This is a genomic window from Streptomyces sp. NPDC036764 (genome assembly GCF_055609385.1).
The window spans coordinates 328,357-350,310 of record NZ_JBVJPT010000009.1 but is presented as its reverse complement, the minus strand read 5'-3'; the positions used below and the strand labels follow the sequence as shown (position 1 = coordinate 350,310).

Genomic DNA, 21,954 nt, shown 5'->3' with positions numbered 1-21,954 from the left:
GTTCCCACAGGTCCTCCGGCGCCATCCGCTCGACAAGCGCAGCAGTCATCGCCCCAGACTGCCGCAAGATCACACCAATTGAAATGACGTCTTAGGAGGGCGTGCCCTTCACGTGTGCTGATGGTCCGCAGACGCCCGCGCTCGTCCGCTGCTGTTTGTCGGCGTTGTCACGCAGTTAGACACTCACCCCGGGGCGCCTCCCGGCCCGTGGGGTCAGCGCACGTCAGCTCAGTTCTCCGGGCTAAGGCATGGCTGTGCCAGTGTCGCAGATCGAATCGGGTGACCTGCGGCTGTCGGTCTCGGCATTTGGTGGTCGTCATCCGTCGTCGCCGATCGCCGTCGACGGCGCACAGACGGCCCAGCCGACGTCTTAATGATCAATATGTAAATGCCTTGCTCCTGGGGAGCTGCGACCCATTAGTCTCGGAGGATGAGTTCACTCCGGGTATTCCTCGAACCTGAAGAGCCGAGCGACGGTCCATTCGGCGGCTGGGCCTCATGGTTTCGCACTGCGGGCGCCCCAGAGGCGGTTGAGGCGCGGCGGAAGATCAATGACTGGTACTCCGTTTTCGATGATCGCGACTCGATGGTTCTTAGCCGCCTTCAGGGCGAGGATGACATGGGAGTACTCCAGGCCGTGGATGAACTTTACGGTCAGACTATGTCGCAGGCGTTGAACTTCTGACCCTCTTCATGGAAAAGGACTTCAGTTCCGAGGTGTCAAGGAATGGCTCTTTGGTGAGCGGGATCAATAGTCGAGTGCGCCCCGATAAGTGGTACGTGATCCCGAGGGTTATTGATTGGAATCGTCAGCCGAGCCTGAAGAACATAGCTAAATGGCTACACGATAAGATTAGTGATCTTGCAGATCCGCCCCTTGACCTGGCGCAGAACGACTACCCCTCTGCCGTGTACTCGACTCCCGAGGTTGAGCTTGAGTTCACGTTCGTTCCTCGGCGTCGAGCAACGCCGCCCACGCAGCGCGAGCCCATCGTAATGGCTGGACCTGTAGTGACTAGGTTTGTGGCGTCGGATCGCAGGTTGCGTTCCGCTGTGACTCGAAAGGCTGGAAGTAGGTACGAGCACCGCGACAAGCCATTCGCTGTCATGATCAGCGTGCGGGATTCACTTTGCGACACTGAGGATGTCGTGAATGGCCTTTATGGAGATGACGCGATAGCGATTGACTTGGCGAATCCTGGAGTGGCTGCGCCGTTGCGGAAAAGGAATGGCGTATTCTCGATTTCTACAGCGCATCCAGAGGGGCGCAATAGGCGACTGAGTTGTGTTTTCGTCCTCATGCGTGGATGGCTTCCCGCGACGCGAGAGGTCCCAACCTTGCTGTGATTCGACAATCCGTGGGCCGAGCTACCGTTTCCCAACGATGTACTGGTTCCGGCGAAGCATTTGATTGCTCACGCGGACGAGCGAGGGACACGCATGGAATGGGTGAACGAGTGATTTTCGGCGTCGTCACATTTGCGACAGGTCAGCGGAGTCTCAATTGATCGAGTCAAGGCGGCGGGCGCCGGCTGATGGTGCGCACGGCGCCCGTACCCTGCTCAGGCTTTGAGGCCTGGCCTCATCTTTATCAGGTCGATCATGCAGGTTCGTGAGCATCAGGTACCGCGCACTGTGCCCAGGCCGGTGGATCGCTGGCGTTCGGCGCTAACCGACCCCGTACGCCGCTGTTGGTGTCAGCCGTGGGTGTCAGCGGCTCCGCGCGCTCTTGACAGCGTGGTTCAACTGTCCGACAGGGTCTGTGCGGACTTCTGATGGATCTGTTGCACGATGACGGCGGTACGGAGGCGGGCCTGCTCCGATTCAGGCCCTCCGCCATCTTGCCGAACCACGTCCATCGCGATCATGCGAAAGTCCCGCCTGCGGTCCTTCGCGGCGTCGACGGCTCGATCCAGTTCGCTCGCGAAGTCACGTTGATCAAGCTCTGAACCTGCCTGAAGCTCCATGAGCCACGTCAGGGCGGTGTGTGTCGCGTCCTCGACAGCGGCTGATAGCTGTGCCGCAGCGACAGCAACCTCTTCGGGCCCCTCAAGGAAGACGCGCTCGTACGCGGTGTCCAGGGGTGACGCGATGCTGCTTCTGATGCGCTCTTCCGCTACCTCGCACTTTGGCGGAGTGTGGGACAGGGCATCACCGACCCACCAGAGTGTTTCCAACCTCGATGAGACCTCTGCGCCGTAATCCGCGTAGGCCTGCCGCCGTGGTTCCCGCATCTGTGTTGCGAGGTCAGCACGTATCTGGCGTTCCGTCTGCTGTATCTGCGCTGCCACCTGAAGCATCGTCTGAGATCGCGAGAAGAATCCAGTGACTCCTGCTGCGAGAGCTGTTCCGCATGCTCCGACAGCCGCGCCGAGGAGTGCGGCGAGACCTGCATCCATAAGTGCATCGTTCCTCAACTTACCTTCAGGGATTGACGCCTACGACGGTACCCAGAGTGCCCTCTCTGAGCAGGGGGAGAGCGGTCTGCAACTGTCGTCGCCTGTCGTCGTTGGCTGGCCTCGGACGGCCCACAGACGGCCAGGCCCACAGTGCGCCAATTGCGCTAGGTCCGTTGCCGGACGCAGGTCAGAAGCCGGATGGCCCACCCTCGCCGCCTTGGACTCGGAGGTGTGTGTATCACTTGGCGAGCGGCGCTGAAGAACTCTGTGCGTGCTTCATCGGCGCGGTCTCGCAGCTCGTCCAGCTCCTCGACGGCTGCCTCGTTCAAAGGGAAATGGACCCGACGAACCCCTTGGACTACCGCCTCCGCAGTGTCGGCGAGGGTGGCACACGCGGCATCAACGGGTTCAGGGCCCAGGAGATGTACCCGCTCAAGGTGCTGTTTGAGGTCCTCCTTGATCTGGAGGGACTCGTTCCAGATGCTCTCTTCCATCGCCTCGACTGGATCTCCCTGGTATGTGGCCTCCAGGTGAACCCAGTATTCTCCGTCCGGGGGCAGATCGATGAGCTTCGAGACGCTCGCGTCCCAGGCAGCGAGAAGCGCTGTGTACGCCTCCCGCCGTTGCCCTCGGAGCCATTGCTCGTGCTCCACTACAGCCTCGGCCCGAACCTGCCAACGCCCGATGTAGACGCCGGCAAGGCCACCCACGACACCTATAAAGGCGGCCACCACAGTCGCCTGCTCGGCAGTCATGCCTGAAGTGTGCCGGGCGCTCAGCAGATGGGTGGAACTTCTGACGATTCGCCCCGCGGGTTCTCGTCCGCGCGGGGTTCATGGCCCCGGAGACGTGCCGCTTGAGCCGCTGCCGCGTTGGGTCCGTGGCGGTCGCCACGGACCCAGTTTGGAAGATCGCGTATGCGGATGGCGACTGACTTGGAAGAACGCTGACCCGCACGTTCATGGCTCGGTTGCCGAGGTTCCCCGTTGTTCCCCGCAGGTTGCTGCTCGATCGGGCACACGGGGGACACGGCTGGCTCAGTCGGGCGCGCACATCATGCGGTGTGCCGGCACGACGGCTTCGCCGGGTAGCAACGGCCATGCCTGGCGCTGCGAACATCTGCTGTATCGCACGGCTCCTGGCCTGTGGGGGCGAACGGCACCTTGCTGGCTCATTGCAGTCCGTCGGGCTGGTGGCGCGGCTAAGTCACCGGATGCTACCGACGGGTTTTCGGCCGTGTCGTGGCAGTTGCACGCTATGTATGTTGCGGCGGCACGGTCTGGCGTGCTTGTCGTCGCCGGGGGGACGGGGCAATTCCGTGATCAAAGGTTCGGGTTCGGTGTTCGTCAGCTATGCAGGACCGGACCGGCCGTGGGCCGAGTGGGCTGCGTGGCACCTGGGAGAGGCCGGCTACGCGGTCGAGCTCGATGTGTGGCACTGGCGTACCGGCGACGACTTCGTAAAGAGGATGAGCACGGCTCTGGCGAAGGCCACCGCGGTCGTGGCCCTGCTCTCGCCTTCCTACTTTGCCGAGGGGCGGTACACCGAGGAGGAGTGGACGGCGGCCCTGGCCCTTCGGGAACGCTTCGTTCCCTTGGTCATCCACCCCTTGGAGACAAGCGAGTTACCGCCGATCCTGGCACCGCGGATCCGGAAAGAGCTGCACGGCCTTGATGAAGTCACGGCTATCGCCGCGCTGGTGGAGGCAGTACGTGGCCCCATGCCTGCGACGAGCGCACCGGCCTTTCCCGGTGCGGCGGCGCCGACTGTGTCCGTACCTCCCGCCTCTGGACCTGAAGTGCGGCCCCGCTTTCCGTCCAGCACGGGTCTGCCGGCGATATGGAACGTGGGGCGACGCAATCCGTATTTCACTGGCCGTGAGACGGTCATCGACAGCCTGCGGAGCAAGCTGCTCACCGAGCACCACGCCGCCGTTCAGGCTGTGCACGGGATGGGCGGTATCGGCAAAACACAGGTGGCGCTGGAGTACGCACACCGCTTCGCCGGCCAGTACGACCTCGTGTGGTGGATCGACGCCGAGCAGGCTGAACAGATTCCTCAGCACTACGCCGAGCTGGCCACACGCCTGAATGTCGCCAAGCCCGACGCTGACGTCGAAGCCAACGCGCGCAACGTGGTACAGCATTTGCAGACGTTGGATCGCTGGTTGATCATCCTGGACAACGCCGAGGACCCAAAACGGATCAAAGTCTGGCTGCCCGACGGGAGCGGGCACGTTCTGATCACCTCACGCAACCCCAGGTGGGACGTGGTCGTCCCCGGATTGCGGCTGGACGTCTTCACCCGCCAGGACTCCGTGAGCTACTTGACCAGCCGCCTTCCCACCCTCACTCCCGAATGGGCCGATTCCCTGGCGCATGCCGTGGGAGACCTCGCTCTTGCCCTGGCCCAAGCCGCGGGTGTCCTAAGCGACGGCATGCCGCTAACCAGATACCGGAAGCAACTAAAGACCCATACCGCCAAGCTGCTTGCTCAAGGCGACGATCCTGGACACGCCCCCTTGGCAGCGACCGTCACCATCGCTACCAAGAGTCTCAGCGACGGCCACCCGCAAGCCATATCGCTGCTGCGCCTGCTGGCTTTCCTCGGACCCGACCCCATCCCGACTGACTGGCTGGTCGCGGCGCGCAGTCGGATGACCACCATTCCCGGTGAGCCGAGCGACCCACTATGGCCGCAGACCGCCATCAAGCCTCTGACTCGCTACGGCTTGGTCTATGCCGGCGAAACGGTCCAGGTCCACCGACTGACCCAGGCCATCCTGCGCGAGCAGATAGGTCCTGACGTCACCGCGATCCAGGGCGATCTCGCAGCGCTTTTGACCGCTGCTGAGCCCGGCGATCCTGAACTCCCCGAGACGTGGCCGCAGTGGGCCGTGCTGACCTCACATCTCATCGCGGCCCGGCACACCATGGGCGACCGCTCCGATCTGCGATCGACGCTGCTCCATGCCGCCCAATACCTCGTTCTGAGCGCACAGCCGCAAGCAGCCCATGATCTCGCTCAAGCGCTCCACCACTCGTGGGCCGCCTCCCTGGGGGAGGACCACTCGGAAACCCTGGGCGCTGCACATATGCTGAGCGAGGCGTTTGACGGCCTTGCCTTGTACGCAGAGGCCCGCCGCATGGTCGAGGACACGCTGGAGCGGCGCCGGCGAATCCTGGGCCAGGATCACCCCGACACCCTGCGCTCCGCCCACAACCTCGCCGTCACCCTGGGCATTCTGGGCCATCACCCAGAGGCCCGCCGCATGGACGAGGACACGTTGGAGCGGCGCCGGCGGGTCCTGGGCCAGGATCACCCCGACACCCTGCACTCCGCTCACAGCCTTGCCGTCACCCTGGGCATTCTGGGCCATGAGACCGAGGCCCGCCGCATGGACGAGGACACGTTGGAACGGCGTCGGCGGGTTCTGGGCCAGGATCACCCCGACACCCTGCACTCCGCCCACAGCCTTGCCATCACCCTGGCCAACCTGGGCCATGAGACCGAGGCCCGCCGCATGCACGAGGACACGTTGGAACGGCGTCGGCGGGTCCTGGGCCAGGATCACCCCGACACCCTGCGCTCCGCCCACAGCCTTGCCGTCACCCTGCACAACCTGGGCCATCACCCAGAGGCCCGCCGCATGGACGAGGACACGTTGGAGCGGCGTCGGCGGGTCCTGGGCCAGGATCACCCCGACACCCTGCGCTCCGCTCACAGCCTTGCCGTCACCCTGGGCATTCTGGGCCATCACCCAGAGGCCCGCCGCATGGACGAGGACACGTTGGAACGGCGTCGGCGGGTCCTGGGCCAGGATCACCCCGACACCCTGCACTCCGCTCACAGCCTTGCCGTCACCCTGGGCATTCTGGGCCATCACCCAGAGGCCCGCCGCATGCACGAGGACACGTTGGAACGGCGTCGGCGGGTCCTGGGCCAGGACCACCCCGACACACTGCGCTCCGCCCACGGCCTCGCTTCATGCTGAGGCTTCCTCAGACGCCTGGACTTCCAGATGGACGCTCGACAACGACAGCCATCCTCCTGGGACAGAGCCCATGTCTTTCTGGGCGATGGTGTCTCACGGCCGAATCAGCGCCAACAGAGGTCTTGAAAACCGTCGTGGCGAGTCACCGTGGGTTCAAATCCCACACCCACCGCAGGGATGACCGCCCCTGACCAGGTCATATGGTCAGGGGCCGTTGTGTTGCGTGTGCCTTGTGTGCCCGCCGTTCACCGTGATTCCCCGCTTGATCGAGCACGGTGGCGGCACGTCTCGGTGGCTAGTGGAGCAACTCACCTTGGAGTGTTTTGCCTGTAGTACGTAAGTCGGGGGACCGGGTCACTCCGTCGACGGAAGCGCTCTGACCTGCCCTGCTTCCGGATCTGCCTCGATTGAACTGCGCATGCATAACTGGCTTCGGAGTGTCGTAGGTATCGGATAGCTTCCATGTAGGGGCCTACGTCGGGGAGGGGCAGGAATGGGGCAGGCTGCGCAGGAGGAGTCGGGCGTTCCGCAAGGTCCGCGCACGTACAACGAGATCATCAACGACGCGTGGACGACAGAAGAGGAAGCGCGACGGGTCAAGGCAGACTCCCTGCTGGGGCACATGGTGGCTCTTCTGGCTCAGCGCGGTGATACCACGCACGTTCAATTGCTCCTCATGGTCCGCAGCGCGGTGATCGAGTACGACGACGAGTCACAGACGGATGATCTGTGGTTGGAGTTCGATCCGCAGAATGAGTCAGCCTTCACGGACGAGGCTAGAGAGCTGCTGAAATCGGTCTTCGAACGGGTCAGCGGACGGCTTGATTACGGGGTGAGTTGGCTCGGCTTCCGCGAGACGCTTCCCAGCGTTGGCCCCGATTGGCGTGAACGCTTGCAAGAGATGATGAGCGCGGACAGACCGACGAACATGGCGCGCCGGACCATGCCGGAGAAGCCACAGTGGACGCTGGACGGACTCGCCTTTACAAACTTCGGGGAACGCCGCGTCTACCAGGCACTGAAGCACTTGCAGGAGAAGGAGCTCGCCCCAGAAGAGACGATCTCGATCTTCCCTCTCCCGAATGGTCGGGTTCTCGGTCACACCTGGGAGCCTGACATGATCGTCACATATCGAGGGCGGGCTGGCGTCCTGGAGATTGACGGCCCCAACCACCGTGTCCGGCGGGCGATGGACACGTCTCGGGATCACCTGCTGCGTGATGCTGGTGTTGCGTACGTCGATCGGATCCCGGTTGAAGCCATAGACAACCCGCAGGAACTATTGACGGTTCTGAAGAGGTTTCTTCGGCGCTTGCGCGAGTGCCCTTAGCAGCCGCGCTCCCCTTCACCCACCACTCACCCCAGCTCCCATCCCGTCCGCCGTCGACCCACACACCGTGGAGCTGGCGTGGTTCATGGCGTCCAGGTGGAGCGCGCCACTGTACGAACGACCTGGACGCCATGGGCCACGTCTGCTCGGCTCTGCCTGAGTCGATGGCGGACGGGATGGGAGCCCACCACGCTCGCCACGATGCGCCCGCGGCCGGGAACGGCGCCCCCTCCATCCCGGTGCCGGCCGATCCCCCGCCGGAGGCATCGTTCTGACCGCAGCCTCGTTCAGGCAAGAGCAAGTAACACTCATGGCAGCGTCCGCCGTCCGGCCGATGGCCCGGTGCGGGATTAGCGGGCCGTACGAACGCCCGCGCATCTGGCAGCGTCGGTCCGCGTGCTACCGCCACCACGATCCGGCCTCTTTCGGTAACACATAGTGTCTTTGACCTGCACTGTTGGGGATCACCGTTCGTCCTCGTGCCCGTGTTGGAATGTGGCCGCTGCGTGCGGCGACGGGCGGGCGGCGACGTGCGCCGGTGGCGAAGACATGGAGGCGGCGCGGCGGCGACCGACCGGCGCCGCCGCGCTTGGCGCGGCCCTCGGTTGGATCCGACCTACTGGTGTAGGCAACCGGGTGGAAAGGGGTTCGGCGTGGCCCCGGAACCGGGGCGTTGAGGTCCGACCGCAGTTGGGTCTTTCCCTCCCGAGGCCGGATCGTGGTGGCGGTATCATGCGGGCCGTAAGCGGCCGTTGATGCGCTTGGGGCGGAGTGTGCGGCGGTCGGGTTGGCGATGATCGACAAGCGCCGTTGACCGCCGGCCGAGCGAGCGCAGCGAGCCTTGATGAAGTAGGGAAACTCTGTCCGCGTCGCCGCACGTGGCGTATGTCTTGTCTCGGTTGATGCTTGACGTTGTGGCCTCACCTGATGCTTGACACCGCTTGCCGCGGTTTGGCTGTGCGCCTGGATATGGCGCATGGGGAGGGCCGAGGCCGACGAGGCGTACATCGTCTAGGTCGACAAGGTGCGACCCAGGAAGTCCGGGGTGGACACTCTTAGCAAGACACCATTGTTTCTCGAAGTCGATCAGAGGAGTGATCGCCATGACCGAGGAACTGGTCCCTCCGCTCACGGTCGTCCGCCCCGGCGAGGGCGCCGAGGGCTTCCTCGGTTCCATCGGGGTGGTCTTCAAGCTCTGGGGTGCCGATACCAACGGCGCCTTGTCGGTCGTCGAGCACCCGTTCCCGGTCGGCGCGATGGTGCCGCCGCACCTGCACACCCGCGAGGACGAGTACTCGATCGTCACCGAAGGCGAGATCGGCTTCCGCTCAGGCGACCGCGAAGCCGTGCTGGGCCCCGGCGGCTACATCACCAAGCCGCGCGGCGAGCTGCACGCCATGTGGAACGCCGGTTCGGTCCCTGCCCGCATGATCGAGATCATTAGCCCGGCCGGTTTCGAGAACTGCTTCCGCGAGATGGCCGAGATGCTCGCCGACGGCCCGCCGCCGTCCGCGGACGCGATCCCGGCACTCGTGGCCAAGTACGGGCTCGAATTCGGCCAGCCGGAGTGGCTGCCGGACGTCATCGCGCGGTTCGGGCTGACGCCGCCGCCGGGAGCGTAAACTCACAACTCGCTGACCAGCCAGAACACCGCCCCAGGCCGTTGAATTACGCGGAACGCGGGCTTCGCCAGAGCCGACTATCTGACCCACAGTTGCCTACTGCCGCGGCGCACGATCTGCTGCAGCTTCTGCCCCACCTGGTCGGTCAGTCTGTGCACACGAACAGGCTCAGCCACCCGTGGCTCCAGAGGTCGGATCGACGGTCACCGCAAATTCAACGCCACGACCACCAACCCGGCGAACCTTTGCGGTCACAGCACTAGATCACGGCGCTTCGCTCGGCCAAGTTGCGCAGCGACTCGGGGACACGAGGGTCTGAGAGTTGGATCAAGTCCCGGATGACCTCGCGGGCCAAGTGGTGATCGTGGATCTGTTCGGGCGCCAGGGTCTCGGCCTCCATGAGTGCGGCTGTGGCCTCGCCGACGTGTCGCCGCTGCGCGTGTGCCCGCGCCACGTCAAGCAGGAAACGTGACTGCCGTTCGGGCGAAAGACCCGATGCGTCAACGTGCTGGGCTACCTCCAGGGCAAGCCCCGCGTCCCCCAATTCCACTGCCGTGCTTACGGCGTGGATCTCGACGTTCGTCGGCCCGAACTCCGTGTCGAAGTCGTTGCGGTCCTCGCCCAACCGCGCCGCAACTCCGCGCGCTCGTTCGATGTGCTCATGGGTCCGCCCTCGGTTGCCCTCCCTCGCATTGATCACCGCAAGGACGAGGTTCATGGCGCCGAACAGCGACAGCTCTTCCGGCGGGCAAGCCGGGGCCTCTGTCCTTGGGCCCATGACGGCCGCGGCTGATTGCGCTGCCTGCTCGGCCTGGTCCATATGCTGCTGCCGCATGAAGGCGTGGGCCATTCGGAACAGACTCGCGACGACTTCCAACGGCTGTCCTGCGAGTTCGGCCGCCTGTAGTGCTCGGTCGGCCGCGACCCATGCTGCGTCTGCCTGGTCTTGCCGGGTGAAGCTCGCTGCGGCCACTTGGTACGCCTTGGCGCGTAGGGCATGAAGTTCCATGCGGTCGCCTGCCGGCGCGTGGCGTACTGCCGTCTCAATGCTCGGGAGGAGCTTGGCGATATGATCGCTCAGTGCCGCGTAGCTCGATGCGTGCACGAGGGTCCATGCCTCATCTACTTGATGACGGAAGTCGGCAAGTGAAGGCGTTGGTTCGGTCAGGGGCTGCTGGAAGAGGCTGCCCAGGGCGGGGTGACCGGTAAGGGCTACCCGTAGACCGTCGAGGTCGTTGCTCTTCGTCTGCTCCTCTGGCTCGGCTTCCTCGACTGGGGCGGCGGCGTCCGGCCGGAGGTCGCGCACGGGCACGTTGAGTGCGTCTGCGAGAGCCTGAAGGACCGACAGTCGCTCAACGGGCTGTACGCCTCTTTCGACCTGGGAGACCCAGCTCTCGGAGCGTCCCATGGCGGCGGCAAGGTCGCTCTGTGACATGCCTGCGGTGCGGCGCAGCTCCTTCACCCTCTGGCCGACGGTCTTGGTGTCGGAAGCCGTCACTTCTCTGCTCCGGTGGGGTACTTGCCGGCGTACGGCTGGAGGCGGTCAACCTCGGTCTTCTCGACGTACTTGGAGCGCTCGGCCAGGAAGTGACGCGTGTGCGGCTGGCGCTCGTGCTCTTCGAAAGCGTCGTGATCGGCGTACAGCTCGAAGAAGTGGAAGACGTGACGATTCCCGACGCTGACGTCACGGATCAGTGGTGTGAGCTGCTGATCCACACGGCGACTCCAGAGGTCGGCAAGCAGTGGACCGACACCGGAGAGATCCATGAGGAACGTGACCTGAAGGGCCGTGCCGAGGGCGAGACACGCACCGCGCCGGGGCATCCCGCTCTGACGCGCATTCTGCGGCTGCACATCGGGGACGAACAGCTCAAGCCGGGGGACCTGCTGTTCCAGGGGGAGACGGGTGGCGTCCTCGCGGGTTCGGTCATCCGCCGGGCCTGGCGCAGTGCGCGCAAGGCTGTCTTGCCCCCGCACGTCTTCGAGTCGCCCACGGGAAGGCGGGTGTACGACAACCGGCACACGCGCCTTACCAAATGGCTCAACGACGGGATCCCGCCCGCGCAGGTTGCCGAGTGGGCCGGGAACAGCGTGCCGGTACTCCTCGCCACGTACGCCCGCTGTGTCGAAGGGCAGCTTCCTGATTTGAAGAAGCGCCTCGAAGCGGCCGGAGACCTCCCCGAGCTGCCCGACGCTGGTTGATCTTCGGTTCAGAAAATTCGACACGCATTCGACACGGCCACCCGCAAAAACCCGGTGACAGCCGGACTGCCCCGGAACACTCCCTTGATCGCCAGGGGAGGGACCGGGGCTTCGTCGTGTCACGCGAAACCCGCCCTGAACAGCAAAAACGCCCTCCCGAAGGAGGGCGGAGACTGGGCGCCCCCGGCAGGACTCGAACCTGCGGCCAAGCGCTTAGAAGGCGCCTGCTCTATCCACTGAGCTACGGGGGCCGGTTGTGGTGGCCTCGTTCGTGGTGCCCGGGTGTGGGCCGATCCGTGACGTTGCCGGGGACAAGGATAGGGCTCCCACATCCGTGTCCCTGTTGCTTCGCCTCCGAGGCTCGATGTGGAGGTTCGGTGAAGCGGTCCTGATAATCGCAGGCAGGTACGAATCGTGCACCGCTTTTGGCCTCTCGCGCCCCGGGTGTTGTGCACTCGTTATGCCTGGACTGTGCCCGTGTCCCAGTCGCCCCTTCCGTCCCTTGTGTCCTATCGGCGCGCAGACATGCTCATATGCTTCAGAATTCCCCTAAAATTGGGCATTCTTCGCATGTGGTGACCTTGGACGTACGGCCTCAGCTGCTCGACGCACTTTCCGCCCTGCGCGACCGTGTCGCGGCCGCACGCTTCCCGCTGCCCCTCGCGGGGGCGCCACGCGCGCGTGCCAACCGCGACGAACTGCTCGCGCAGCTCGACGACTATTTGGTGCCCCGCCTGAAGGAGCCCGAAGCACCCTTGCTGGCCGTGGTGGGCGGATCCACCGGCGCCGGCAAGTCGACGCTCGTCAACTCCCTGGTGGGCAGGCGCGTGACCGAGGCGGGCGTGCTGCGCCCGACGACGCGAAACCCGGTGCTGGTCTGCAATCCGGAGGACCATCACTGGTTCAGCGGGATGCGCGTACTGCCCGACCTCACACGCGTGTGGGTGCCCGAACCCGACCCGGCCGAGGAGCTGATGCTGCCCGGCGACGACAGCGAGCGCGTGCTGCGGATCGAGACCGCCGACACGCTGCCGGCCGGGCTCGCCCTCCTCGACGCGCCCGACATCGACTCCCTCATCGCCGACAACCGTGCCCTCGCCGCCGAACTGATCTGCGCCGCCGACATCTGGGTGATGGTCACCACGGCGGCCCGGTACGCCGACGCCGTCCCCTGGCATCTGCTGCGCACCGCCAAGGAGTACGACGCCACCCTCGTGACCGTCCTCGACCGGGTACCCCACCAGGTCGTCTCCGAGGTCTCGCGGCAGTACGGCGCCCTCCTCACCAAGGCCGGCCTCGGCGAGGTACCCCGCTTCACCGTGCCCGAGCTGCCCGAGTCGGCCTGGGGCGGCGGGCTGCTGCCGGCCACGGCGGTGGCGGGGCTGCGCACCTGGCTCGTCCACCAGGCCCAGGACCCGGCGGCGCGCGACCACGTCATGGCCCGCACGGCCTACGGCCTCCTCGACTCCCTCAAGTCCCGCATGCCCGAGCTCGCCAGCGCGGCCGCCGCCCAGTACTCGGCGGCCCTGCGGCTCACCGCCGCCGTGGACAGCGCCTACGACAGCGAGTACGCACGCGTGCGTGGCCGCCTCCAGGCCGGCGCCGTGCTCGCCGGGGACGCCCTGAAGCGCTGGCGCGCCTTCCCGCTCGACTGCACCGCCGGGGAACTCCTCGACTCGCTGGTGGAGAGCCTGAGCACGCTCCTGCTCTGCGCGGTCACGGCCGCCGACGAGCGCGTCGACGACGCCTGGCGGCGCGAACCGGCGGCCACCGCCCCCGAGCTGACGGACCGTGACCCGAAGCCGACGAGTGTCGAGCACCGCATCGGCATGGCGGTACGGCGCTGGCGGCGCGAGCTCGAGGAGTACGCCGAGGACGAGGTGAGCTACCTCGACCGCAGCGTCGCTCCGGACTCCGAGGTGGTCACCGCCCTCGTCGCCACCGCCTTGCTGGGCAGCCGGCGGGCGCGGTCCGCGGGGGAGGGGCTCGCCGAGCGGATCGGGGCGCACGGGGCGCTGCGGCTGCGCGACCGCGGCGGGCGGCTGCTCACCGAGCATCTGGACCGGGTCATGCACAACGAACGCGAGCGACGGCTCGCCCCGCTCGACTCCCTGGAGGTCCACCCGGATCCCCAGGCCGAACTCATCGCTGCGCTGTCCGTACTGCAGAAGGAGAGGTGACCGGTGACCGCCGTCACTGACCATGACCACACGGAACACGCCGATCAGCAGGAGGACGGCCTCACCAAGGACGACGAGCGCGTGAACGACATCCCCATGGAAGGCGCCGCCGAGAACCCCCTCCCCGTGGGGGCTCCCCGCACGCAGGCGCAGCAGCCTGCCGAGAACGAGGGCTCCGTGGCCGCCGACGAGCAGGACAAGCGCAAGCTCTGGAGAAAGCTGGCGAAGCGGGAGGGCCGGCCCAACGACGTCCACGCACGCGTGGAGGCCGACGACCCGCCCGCGCGTGAGAACGCCCCCGAGTCGGGTGACGGCCGTAAGAGCGAAGCCGACGCGGCCGTGCGCCCGGCCGTGCCCGAACCAGGCGGCCCCAAGGCCGACGGCCCCGGCGCCAACGGCGACACACCCGCGCGCGGGAGCGTCGCCGACCCCGGCGCCCGCAAGGAGGCCCGCAAGGAAGGCGGCGCCTCCCGCCGTACGGAACCGGCCTCTCGTACGGAACCCGCCCCTCGTAAGGACTCCTCGTCACGTAGGGACCCCGCCTCCCGTGCGGACCCCGCCTCCCGCGCCGAGTCGTCCTCCGGCGGCGAGTCCTCGACTCCTTGGGACGACGGCCTGATCGCCCGGCGGGTCAACGAGGCCGCCCCCGTGGAGCAGCCCGCCGCCGTCGAGCCGCGGGCCTCCACCGGGCCGCAGCAGTCCGTGACGCCGCTCGCCTACGACGGGGCGTTGCGGTCGCGGCTGGACGCGCTGCGCGAACTGGTCGGGCTCTCGCGCACCCGGCTCGACGGCAAGACGCTCGCCGAGGCGGGCCGGGTGCTCGACGAGGCCGCCGCGCGCCGCAGGCTCTCCGGCCAGCACACGGTCGTCGCCATCGCGGGCGCCACGGGCAGCGGCAAGTCGCAGCTCTTCAACGCCCTCGCCGGGGTGACCATCTCGGAGACGGGCGTTCGGCGGCCGACGACCGCCTCGCCCCTCGCGTGCAGTTGGAGCGACGGCGCGGCAGGTCTCATCGACCGGCTCGGCATCCCGCCCCGCCTGCGGCGGCGCCCCGCGACGAACGCGGCATCGGACGGGCAGCTTCGCGGGCTCGTCCTGGTCGACCTGCCCGACCACGACTCGGCGGCCGTACAGCACCGCGAACAGGTCGACCGCGTCCTGGCGCTCGTCGACGCGGTCATCTGGGTCGTCGATCCCGAGAAGTACGCCGACGCCGTCCTGCACGAGCGCTATCTGCGGCCCATGGCCGGGCACGCCGAGATCATGTTCGTCGTCCTCAACCAGACCGACCGGCTCCCCGGGGAGGCCACCGACCAGGTCCTCGACGACCTGCGGCGGCTCCTGGACGAGGACGGCATCGCGCTGGGCGAGCACGGCGAACCGGGCGCCGTCGTGCTCGCGCTGTCGGCGCTGACCGGCGACGGCGTCGGCGATCTGCGGGAGGCGCTCGGCGAGTTCGTGGCCGAACGCGGGGCCGCGGCGCGCCGGATCTCGGCCGACGTGGACTCCGCCGGGCTGGGACTGCGGCCCGTGTACGCCGCGCGGCGCCGGACCGGGCTCAGCGAGGAGGCCCGGGACGAGTTCTCGGCCCGGCTCGCGGACGCGATCGGCGCCACCGCGGCGGGCGAGGCCGCCGAGCGGGCCTGGCTGCGCAACGCCAACCGCGCGTGCGGGACGCCCTGGCTGCGGCTGTACCGCTGGTACCAGGACCGGAGCGAACCGCCGACGGGACGGTTGTCCCTGCGGACCCAGACGGACGAGGAGGCCACCGCGCGCCAGCGCGTCGAACAGGCGGTGCGCACGGTCGCCGACCGGGCGTCGGCCGGACTGCCCACACCGTGGGCGCAGGCGGTGCGCGAGGCGGCCGTACGGGGAGCCCAGGGGCTGCCCGAGGCACTGGACGAGCTGGCCGCGCGGGCCGGACTGCCGCCGGGGCGGCCGCCGCGGCCGGGCTGGTGGCCGGCGGCCGTACTGGTGCAGGCCTCGATGACGATCCTTCAGATCGTCGGCGGGCTCTGGCTGGTGGCCCAGATCGTCGGGGTCATGGAGCCCAACCTGGGCGTGCCGGTGCTGCTGATGGCGGCCGGCATCGTCGGCGGCCCGCTCGTCGAGTGGGGCTGCCGGATGGCGGCACGAGGACCGGCGCGACGGTACGGCACGGACGCGGAACGGCGGCTCAGGGAGGCGGCGGCCGGGTGCGGGCGGGCCCGGGTGCTGGACCCGGTGGCGGCGGAGCTGCTGCGGTACCGGGAGGTCCGGGAGCAGTACGGGCGGGTCATGGGGGTGGGGGCCACCGGGAGGTGAGCCGGGGCGCCGCGGCGTGGGTGCGGGGTGGCTGGGGCGCCGCGGCGTGGGTGCGTGGGGGTGTGGGTGTGAGTGTGGGTGTGTTGGGGGCACCGGCACCCGTGTGGGCGACGGAGATATCCACCGGCACCCGTGTGGGTGACGGAGATATCCACAGGCGGGCGGTGATCCACAGGGCTCAGCGGGCTCGGCCCGGCGGAGGCAGTCTGGCTTCGCGGCGATCGCGACGGACGCGGTCGACCGCGGTGACGGCGGCGCATCCGGACGTACCGGGTGCGCGGCCGTCAGGTCGGACGCAGCCGCACGGGACGGGCCCGTCGGCGTATCCGCCCGGCGGAAGCGGCCGGGCGAGGGAGGGGTTCGAGATGAACGAGACGATCATCTGCGCGGTGGGGAACGTGGCGACACAGCCGGTGTACCGGGAGCTGGCGACGGGGCCGTCCGCCCGCTTCCGGCTGGCGGTGACCTCGCGCTACCTGGACCGCGGGAAGAACGAGTGGACCGACGGCCACACCAACTTCTTCACGGTGTGGGCCAATCGCCAGCTCGCCACCAATGCCGCCGCCTCGCTCAACGTGGGGGATCCCGTGGTGGTGCAGGGCAGGCTGAAGGTGCGCTCGGACGTGCGGGAGGGGCAGAGCTGGACCTCGGCGGACATCGACGCGCTGGCGATCGGCCACGACCTCGCGCGGGGCACATCGGCCTTCCGGCGCGCGTCGAGGCCGGAGCCGGCCGCCGCCGGGGCGCCCGCCCCACCCGAGCCCGACTGGGAGACGCCGGCCCCGGCCGACGACGACTCCCAACAGGGCGTGGAACCAGTGGTGATGACGTGACGTCAGTCACTACAGAAGCCTGACCGAACTGCGGCTTATCGACGAATGCGCACCGAACGGCCCCGGTGGATTTGTCGATAAGCCCTGCTCGCAAGGGATCTTGGCGATAACGATTCCGAGTCGGATCGGCCCGGCGACGGGATCACCGGGAAGCGCGGTGCGCGGCGTCCCTAGGATGCCGGGCATAGCTCTCGGGGCTTAAGAGTCTGCTGGTGGGACCGTCCCCCACATCAACGGGTCCTGCTCGAAGGGGAATTCTGTGTTTGCTGCGTTCTCAGCGCTGTCGGCGCGCGGGCGAGGGGCGGCACGTCTCGCCGCCACGACCCTGACGTCCGGGCTCGTCGCCGCCACGGTGCTGGCCGGCACCGCCGCGGCCGCGCCCGCCGCCGAAGCGACAGCGCCGAGCCAGGGCGGGGCGACCGCCACCATAGGTGGCCTGAAGACGTACGGCGCCGCGGTCGTTCACACCGACTCCGGCGACCAGGAGATCTCGGCCGGCCTGTTCGAGATGTCCGTCGACGGCGGCGGCATGCTCCAGACGTACTGCGTCGACATCCACAACCCCACCCAGCGCGACGCCAAGTACCATGAGACGCCGTGGAGCGGCACGTCGCTGGGCGCCAACAAGGACGCGGGCCGGATCCGCTGGATCCTGCAGAACTCCTACCCGCAGGTGAACGACCTCGCGGTACTCGCCGCCAAGGCGGGCTTCAAGGACGCCCTCACCGAACAGGACGCGGCGGCCGGCACCCAGGTGGCCATCTGGCGCTACTCGGACGGCGTGAAGGTCGACGCCGTCGACCCGCAGGCGGAGAAGCTCGCGGACTACCTGGAGAAGAGCGCGCGGAGCGTGGCCGAGCCCGAGGCGTCGCTGACGATGGACCCGCCCGCGGTCTCCGGCCACGCCGGTGAGCGGCTCGGTCCGGTGACGGTGCGCACCGACGCGGACGGCGTGACGCTGACCCCGCCCGCCGACGCCGCCACCAGCGGGGTGCGGATCGTCGACCGGGACGGCAAGGCCGTCACCACCGCCGCGAACGGCGCCCAGGTGTTCTTCGACGTGCCCGAGGACGCCCCGGACGGCCAGGCGGAGCTGACCGTACAGGCCTCGACGACCGTGCCGGTGGGGCGTGCCTTCGCCGCCGAGAGCCGCAGCCAGACCCAGATCCTGGCCGGCTCCAGCGAGTCGACCGTCTCCGCGACGGCGAGCGCGAGCTGGGCGGAGACCGGTGCGATACCGGCGCTGTCCGCGGTGGAGAACTGCGACAAGGGCGGCGTCGACATCACCGCCGCCAACGAGGGCGACGCACCGTTCACCTTCGAGCTGCTCGGCATCGAGTACAGCATCCCGGCGGGCGAGTCCCGCACGGTGACGGTCCCGCTCCAGGAGGACCAGGCGTACGACTTCACCATCGAGGGACCGGGCGGCTTCGAGAAGCGGTTCACCGGCGTGCTGGACTGCATGACGCAGGTGAACGAGGCCGAGGCGGCCGGCACCGTCACCCAGACCCTCGACGAGCCGAGCCCCGCCACGGTCGGCACGACGTCCGACGACACCAACCTCGCCGCGACCGGCGGCTCCACCATGACCCCCCTGATCGCGGGCATCGCGATCGGCTTCGTCGTGATCGGTGGGGCGGCACTGCTCGTCGTGAGGAAGAGGGAAGCGTCGGCCCAGGACTGAGTCCGGGAGGTCGCCACGAACCGGCGCTCGCCGGACGCCGTACGGCCAGGGGCCTGATCCGTTCATCGGATCAGGCCCCTGGCCGCTTTTCCGGGGCGTCTGGGCTCCGGTGCGCCGTGGTCGGCGGAACAACCCCTGGGCCGACTGGCACGGCCCGTACTCCACCGGCAGGTCGCGCCTGGCGCACCGGAACGCACCCGGCCACGTCGCATGCCGAGTTCGGCACGGCATGAGGCGTGGTCAGAGGCCCCGTACCAAGGCGTGACTCAGAAGGCGCTGTTGTCGCAGCCCATCGTCGAGCCGATGTGGGTGTCCTGCGCGCCCGTGTTGCCCTCGCCGTTGAGCGCGTTGCCCAGAGCACCGTTGAGGATGCCGACCTGGCCGAGGACGTCGAGGTTCAGGTCGTGCGACTTGCAGTTGGAGCTCTGCAGGACGCTGACCTTGTCCCCGCCCTTGCCGCCGTGCCCGTCGAGGCCCTGGGCGGTGGCGGTGCCGGCGCTCAGCAGACCGACGCTGCCAAGGGCGACGACCACGACGGCAGCCTTCTGAAGCTTGTGCATGTCATCTCCGATGGAGTGAGGTGGGTGCGATCCGTGAGAGATCGACTCCGTACAGTTACGAGAGGCTAATGTGAAGAAATCCGATATGTCCGGATGCCGCGCCGAAAGTCACACCGTTGCCGCACGCAAACCGAGGTGACGTGTCCCTGCTGGCCAAGTGATCCGAGGTCCGCGACCGCACGAGCCCTCCGAACCTGCGCGTCCAACGAGGCGGCGGCCTCCTCTTGCTGCCCGTCGTCCGAGTGCTGAAGGAGCACCATCGAAGCCGCTCCGGCGACCTCGTGGGTACGTCGTCCCGGTGGGCGGTGCGGGTTGTTCCATGGACGTGGTCCGAGGGGTCCGGTGCGTGCAACCATGCTGTGTTCCTTGGTGCGTTGCTCGGTGCGGACGGGGGTCGCGGCATGGCGGCGGTGCTGCGGTGGCTGGTGGCGATGGTGGCCTCGGTGGCGGCGTTCTTTGCCGTCGCGGTGCCCTGGGCGGTGCTGTCCTCGGGCGGGAGTGATCCGTGGGACGTGATCGGTCCGGTCGCGGGGGTGGTCGCGGCGGGGGTGCTGGCCGGCGTGGGCTGGTGGGCCTCCCAGACCGGTGCACCCGGCGGCACTGGGCCGGTGCGCACGGTGCGGCAGTCGGCACGTGCGAAGGGGAACGTCAGGCAGACCGCGGGAAGCAACGGCGCCTCCGGCCGGGCCAGACGTCGGCCCATGCGGGAGAGCATCCGCCAGAAGGGGCGCGGCGGCGGTGACGTCGACCAGGTCGGCGGGGACCGCGCCTGAGGGGGGGCGGCAGTGGAGCGTTCAGGGCAGCGCCGTACGCGTCAGCAGGCGCGGGCGCAGCGTGATGTCACGCAGGTGGCGGGGGACATGCATGTGTATCCGGCGCCGGTGCCGGGCCCCTCCGTGCCGTGGCCGGTGTGGGTGGGGGATGTGCCGCGGCTCGCGGCGGCGTTCCAGCCGCGTACGGAGATCCGGGACCGGGCCGATGAGGCGCGGCGCGAGGGCCATGACGTGGTCCTGTCCGGGGCGGGCGGAGTGGGCAAGAGCCAGCTCGCGGCGTCCCTGGCACGGCAGATGCGGGACCAGGAGCACACAGCGGGTGTCGGTCTGGATGTGCTGGTGTGGGCGAGAGCCACCAGCCCCGACCAGATCATCACGGTGTACGCGGAAGCAGCCAGGCAACTACATCTTTCCGGGGCCGCCCCCGAGGACGAAGGAGGGGCGGCGCAACTGTTTGTGCGGTGGCTGACGGCCACGCAGCGGCGATGGTTGGTGGTGCTGGACGACCTCACCGACCCCGCCCTCCTTGGGGAATGGTGGCCGGACAGCGGCGCCGGTAACGGCTGGGTCCTGGCCACCACCCGGCGCGAGGATGCCCAGCTCAGCGGCCAGGGCCGCACCCTGATCCGGCTCGGCCTGTACACGCGGGACGAGGCGGGTGCCTATCTGCGCCGCCGACTCACCGACGCCGGCCACGCCCACCTCCACGACCCCGACCGGGCGGACAGGCTGGCAGACGAACTCGGCGATCTGCCTCTCGCCCTCGGCCACGCCGCCGCCTACCTCATCAACACCCGGCGCACCATGGCCGACTACCTCACCCTGCTGCGCGACGCCAGCAGCAGGCTGGGTGATCTGCTCCCGCCCAGCGCCGACTCCGAAGGCTACGGACGGCCCGTCACCGCCTCGCTACTACTCTCCCTCGACGCGGTCGAGGAAGCCGACACCACCCGTCTGGCCCGCCCCCTGCTGCACCTCGCCTCCCTCATGGACCCCCTCGGCCACCCCGCCACCGCATGGACCACATTCGCGGCCCTCGACCATCTGCGCACCGCACGCCCACCACAACGCCGCTGGCTGCGCTGCCACCGCCCCGCCGTCACCGAAGGCGATGTGCACAGCGCGCTGGAATGCCTGCGCACCTACGCCCTGATCACCCAAGACACCGCCACCGCCCCCATCCGTCTGCACGCCCTGACCGCCCGCGCGGTCCGGGAAACCATCCCGTCCGGCACGCTCCCGGCCACAGCCCAGACCGCCGCCGACGCGATCATGAGCCTTTGGCCCCGTTTCGACCACGAGGAACGGGAAATGGCCGCCACACTGCGCGCCAACACGGCCCATCTCGATGAGCTCACCCGCCCGGCCTTGTGGCAGCCCGAAGCCCACCCGTGCATCTACCAGGTCAGTGCGAGCCTCACCGACGCGGGGCTCTATCACCAGGCCATCGAGCACGACGAGGGAACCGCTCGCCAGAGCAACGACATCCTCGGTCCCGACCACCTCGACACCCTCGTCGCGCGCCACAACCTCGCCGCTTCCTATCGCGATGCCGGGCGCGTCCAGGACGCCCTCGACCTCGGCGAGCGGGTACTGGCCGACCACGAACGGGTCCTCGGCGACGACCACCCCGACACCCTCTCCGCCCGCAACAACCTCGCCAACTCCTACAGCGATGCCGGGCGCGTCCAAGACGCTCTGGACCTGCGCGAGCGAGTCCTGACCAGCCGGGAGCGGGTCCTGGGTGACGACCACCCCGCCACTCTCTCCGCCCGCAACAACCTCGCCGTCTCCTATCGCGATGCCGGGCGCGTCCAGGACGCCCTCAACCTCGTCGAGCAGGTCCTGACGGACTACGAACGGGTCTTGGGTGACGACCACCCCGACACCCTCGACACGCGCAACAACCTCGCCGTCTCCTATAGCGAGGCCGGGCGCCTTGAGGACGCCCTCGTCCTCGGCGAGCGGGTGCTGGCCGACTACGAACGGGTCCTGGGTGACGACCACCCCGCCACTCTCTCCGCCCGCAACAACCTCGCCGGCTCCTACAGCGGTGCCGGGCGTGTTCAGGAC

15 protein-coding genes and 1 tRNA gene are annotated in these 21,954 nt (G+C 68.2%); 11 read left to right on the top strand and 5 right to left on the bottom strand.

What is annotated here, in order from left to right:
- The first annotated feature begins 430 nt into the window (after positions 1–430).
- Positions 431–685, top strand: a complete 255-nt coding sequence (locus ACZ69Q_RS30075) for a hypothetical protein (protein WP_471047541.1) — start codon at positions 431–433, stop codon at positions 683–685.
- Between the two features lie 1,057 nt (positions 686–1,742).
- Here the strand turns inward: ACZ69Q_RS30075 and ACZ69Q_RS30070 are convergent.
- Both ACZ69Q_RS30070 and ACZ69Q_RS30065 read right to left on the bottom strand, forming a co-directional pair.
- Positions 1,743–2,399, bottom strand: a complete 657-nt coding sequence (locus ACZ69Q_RS30070; RefSeq protein ID WP_471047539.1) for a hypothetical protein — start codon at positions 2,397–2,399, stop codon at positions 1,743–1,745.
- Positions 2,400–2,563: 164 nt separating this feature from the next.
- Positions 2,564–3,154, bottom strand: coding sequence for a hypothetical protein (locus tag ACZ69Q_RS30065; protein WP_471047537.1), 591 nt, complete (start codon positions 3,152–3,154; stop codon positions 2,564–2,566).
- A gap of 563 nt (positions 3,155–3,717) precedes the next feature.
- Here ACZ69Q_RS30065 and fxsT point away from each other — a divergent pair.
- The 3 genes from fxsT to ACZ69Q_RS30050 all read left to right on the top strand — a co-directional run bounded on the left by fxsT (position 3,718) and on the right by ACZ69Q_RS30050 (position 9,345).
- Entirely contained in the window at positions 3,718–6,393 is a 2,676-nt protein-coding gene (fxsT, locus tag ACZ69Q_RS30060) for an FxSxx-COOH system tetratricopeptide repeat protein (protein ID WP_471047534.1), read from the top strand.
- A 493-nt stretch (positions 6,394–6,886) separates the two neighbouring features.
- On the top strand, positions 6,887–7,723 hold the full coding sequence (locus ACZ69Q_RS30055; protein ID WP_471047531.1) for a hypothetical protein: 837 nt from the start codon (positions 6,887–6,889) through the stop codon (positions 7,721–7,723).
- Between the two features lie 1,103 nt (positions 7,724–8,826).
- Complete coding sequence (locus tag ACZ69Q_RS30050) at positions 8,827–9,345, top strand: cupin domain-containing protein (RefSeq protein ID WP_030949317.1); 519 nt, start codon at positions 8,827–8,829, stop codon at positions 9,343–9,345.
- Positions 9,346–9,604: 259 nt separating this feature from the next.
- Here the strand turns inward: ACZ69Q_RS30050 and ACZ69Q_RS30045 are convergent, their stop codons facing one another.
- Positions 9,605–10,843, bottom strand: a complete 1,239-nt coding sequence (locus ACZ69Q_RS30045) for a helix-turn-helix domain-containing protein (RefSeq protein ID WP_471047527.1) — start codon at positions 10,841–10,843, stop codon at positions 9,605–9,607.
- Between the two features lie 98 nt (positions 10,844–10,941).
- On the opposite strand from ACZ69Q_RS30045, the gene ACZ69Q_RS30040 reads away from it, so the two are divergent.
- Positions 10,942–11,547 (top strand): hypothetical protein, encoded by a 606-nt coding sequence (locus ACZ69Q_RS30040; RefSeq protein WP_471047525.1) that lies wholly within the window; start codon positions 10,942–10,944, stop codon positions 11,545–11,547.
- Between the two features lie 178 nt (positions 11,548–11,725).
- Here ACZ69Q_RS30040 and ACZ69Q_RS30035 read toward each other — a convergent pair.
- Positions 11,726–11,798: transfer RNA gene (locus ACZ69Q_RS30035), tRNA-Arg, on the bottom strand.
- 321 nt (positions 11,799–12,119) lie between these two features.
- Between ACZ69Q_RS30035 and ACZ69Q_RS30030 the strand changes: the two genes are divergently transcribed.
- The 4 genes from ACZ69Q_RS30030 (at position 12,120) to ACZ69Q_RS30015 (ending at position 18,548) form a co-directional block, all read left to right on the top strand.
- Positions 12,120–13,727, top strand: a complete 1,608-nt coding sequence (locus ACZ69Q_RS30030) for a dynamin family protein (RefSeq protein WP_471047522.1) — start codon at positions 12,120–12,122, stop codon at positions 13,725–13,727.
- A gap of 3 nt (positions 13,728–13,730) precedes the next feature.
- Entirely contained in the window at positions 13,731–16,031 is a 2,301-nt protein-coding gene (locus ACZ69Q_RS30025) for a YfjP family GTPase (RefSeq protein WP_471047520.1), read from the top strand.
- A gap of 365 nt (positions 16,032–16,396) precedes the next feature.
- A complete protein-coding gene (locus ACZ69Q_RS30020) occupies positions 16,397–16,864 on the top strand; it encodes a single-stranded DNA-binding protein (protein WP_471047517.1) in 468 nt (155 codons plus the stop codon).
- Positions 16,865–17,123: 259 nt separating this feature from the next.
- Positions 17,124–18,548, top strand: a complete 1,425-nt coding sequence (locus tag ACZ69Q_RS30015) for a Cys-Gln thioester bond-forming surface protein (RefSeq protein WP_471047514.1) — start codon at positions 17,124–17,126, stop codon at positions 18,546–18,548.
- Between the two features lie 266 nt (positions 18,549–18,814).
- Here ACZ69Q_RS30015 and ACZ69Q_RS30010 read toward each other — a convergent pair whose 3' ends face one another.
- Complete coding sequence (locus ACZ69Q_RS30010; RefSeq protein WP_471047511.1) at positions 18,815–19,108, bottom strand: hypothetical protein; 294 nt, start codon at positions 19,106–19,108, stop codon at positions 18,815–18,817.
- Positions 19,109–19,509: 401 nt separating this feature from the next.
- Here ACZ69Q_RS30010 and ACZ69Q_RS30005 point away from each other — a divergent pair, with 401 nt between their 5' ends.
- Together ACZ69Q_RS30005 and ACZ69Q_RS30000 are read left to right on the top strand one after the other, a co-directional pair.
- Positions 19,510–19,881, top strand: coding sequence for a hypothetical protein (locus ACZ69Q_RS30005; protein ID WP_471047508.1), 372 nt, complete (start codon positions 19,510–19,512; stop codon positions 19,879–19,881).
- 87 nt (positions 19,882–19,968) lie between these two features.
- The coding region (locus ACZ69Q_RS30000) for a tetratricopeptide repeat protein (protein WP_471047505.1) at positions 19,969–21,954 on the top strand (1,986 nt) is incomplete at its 3' end.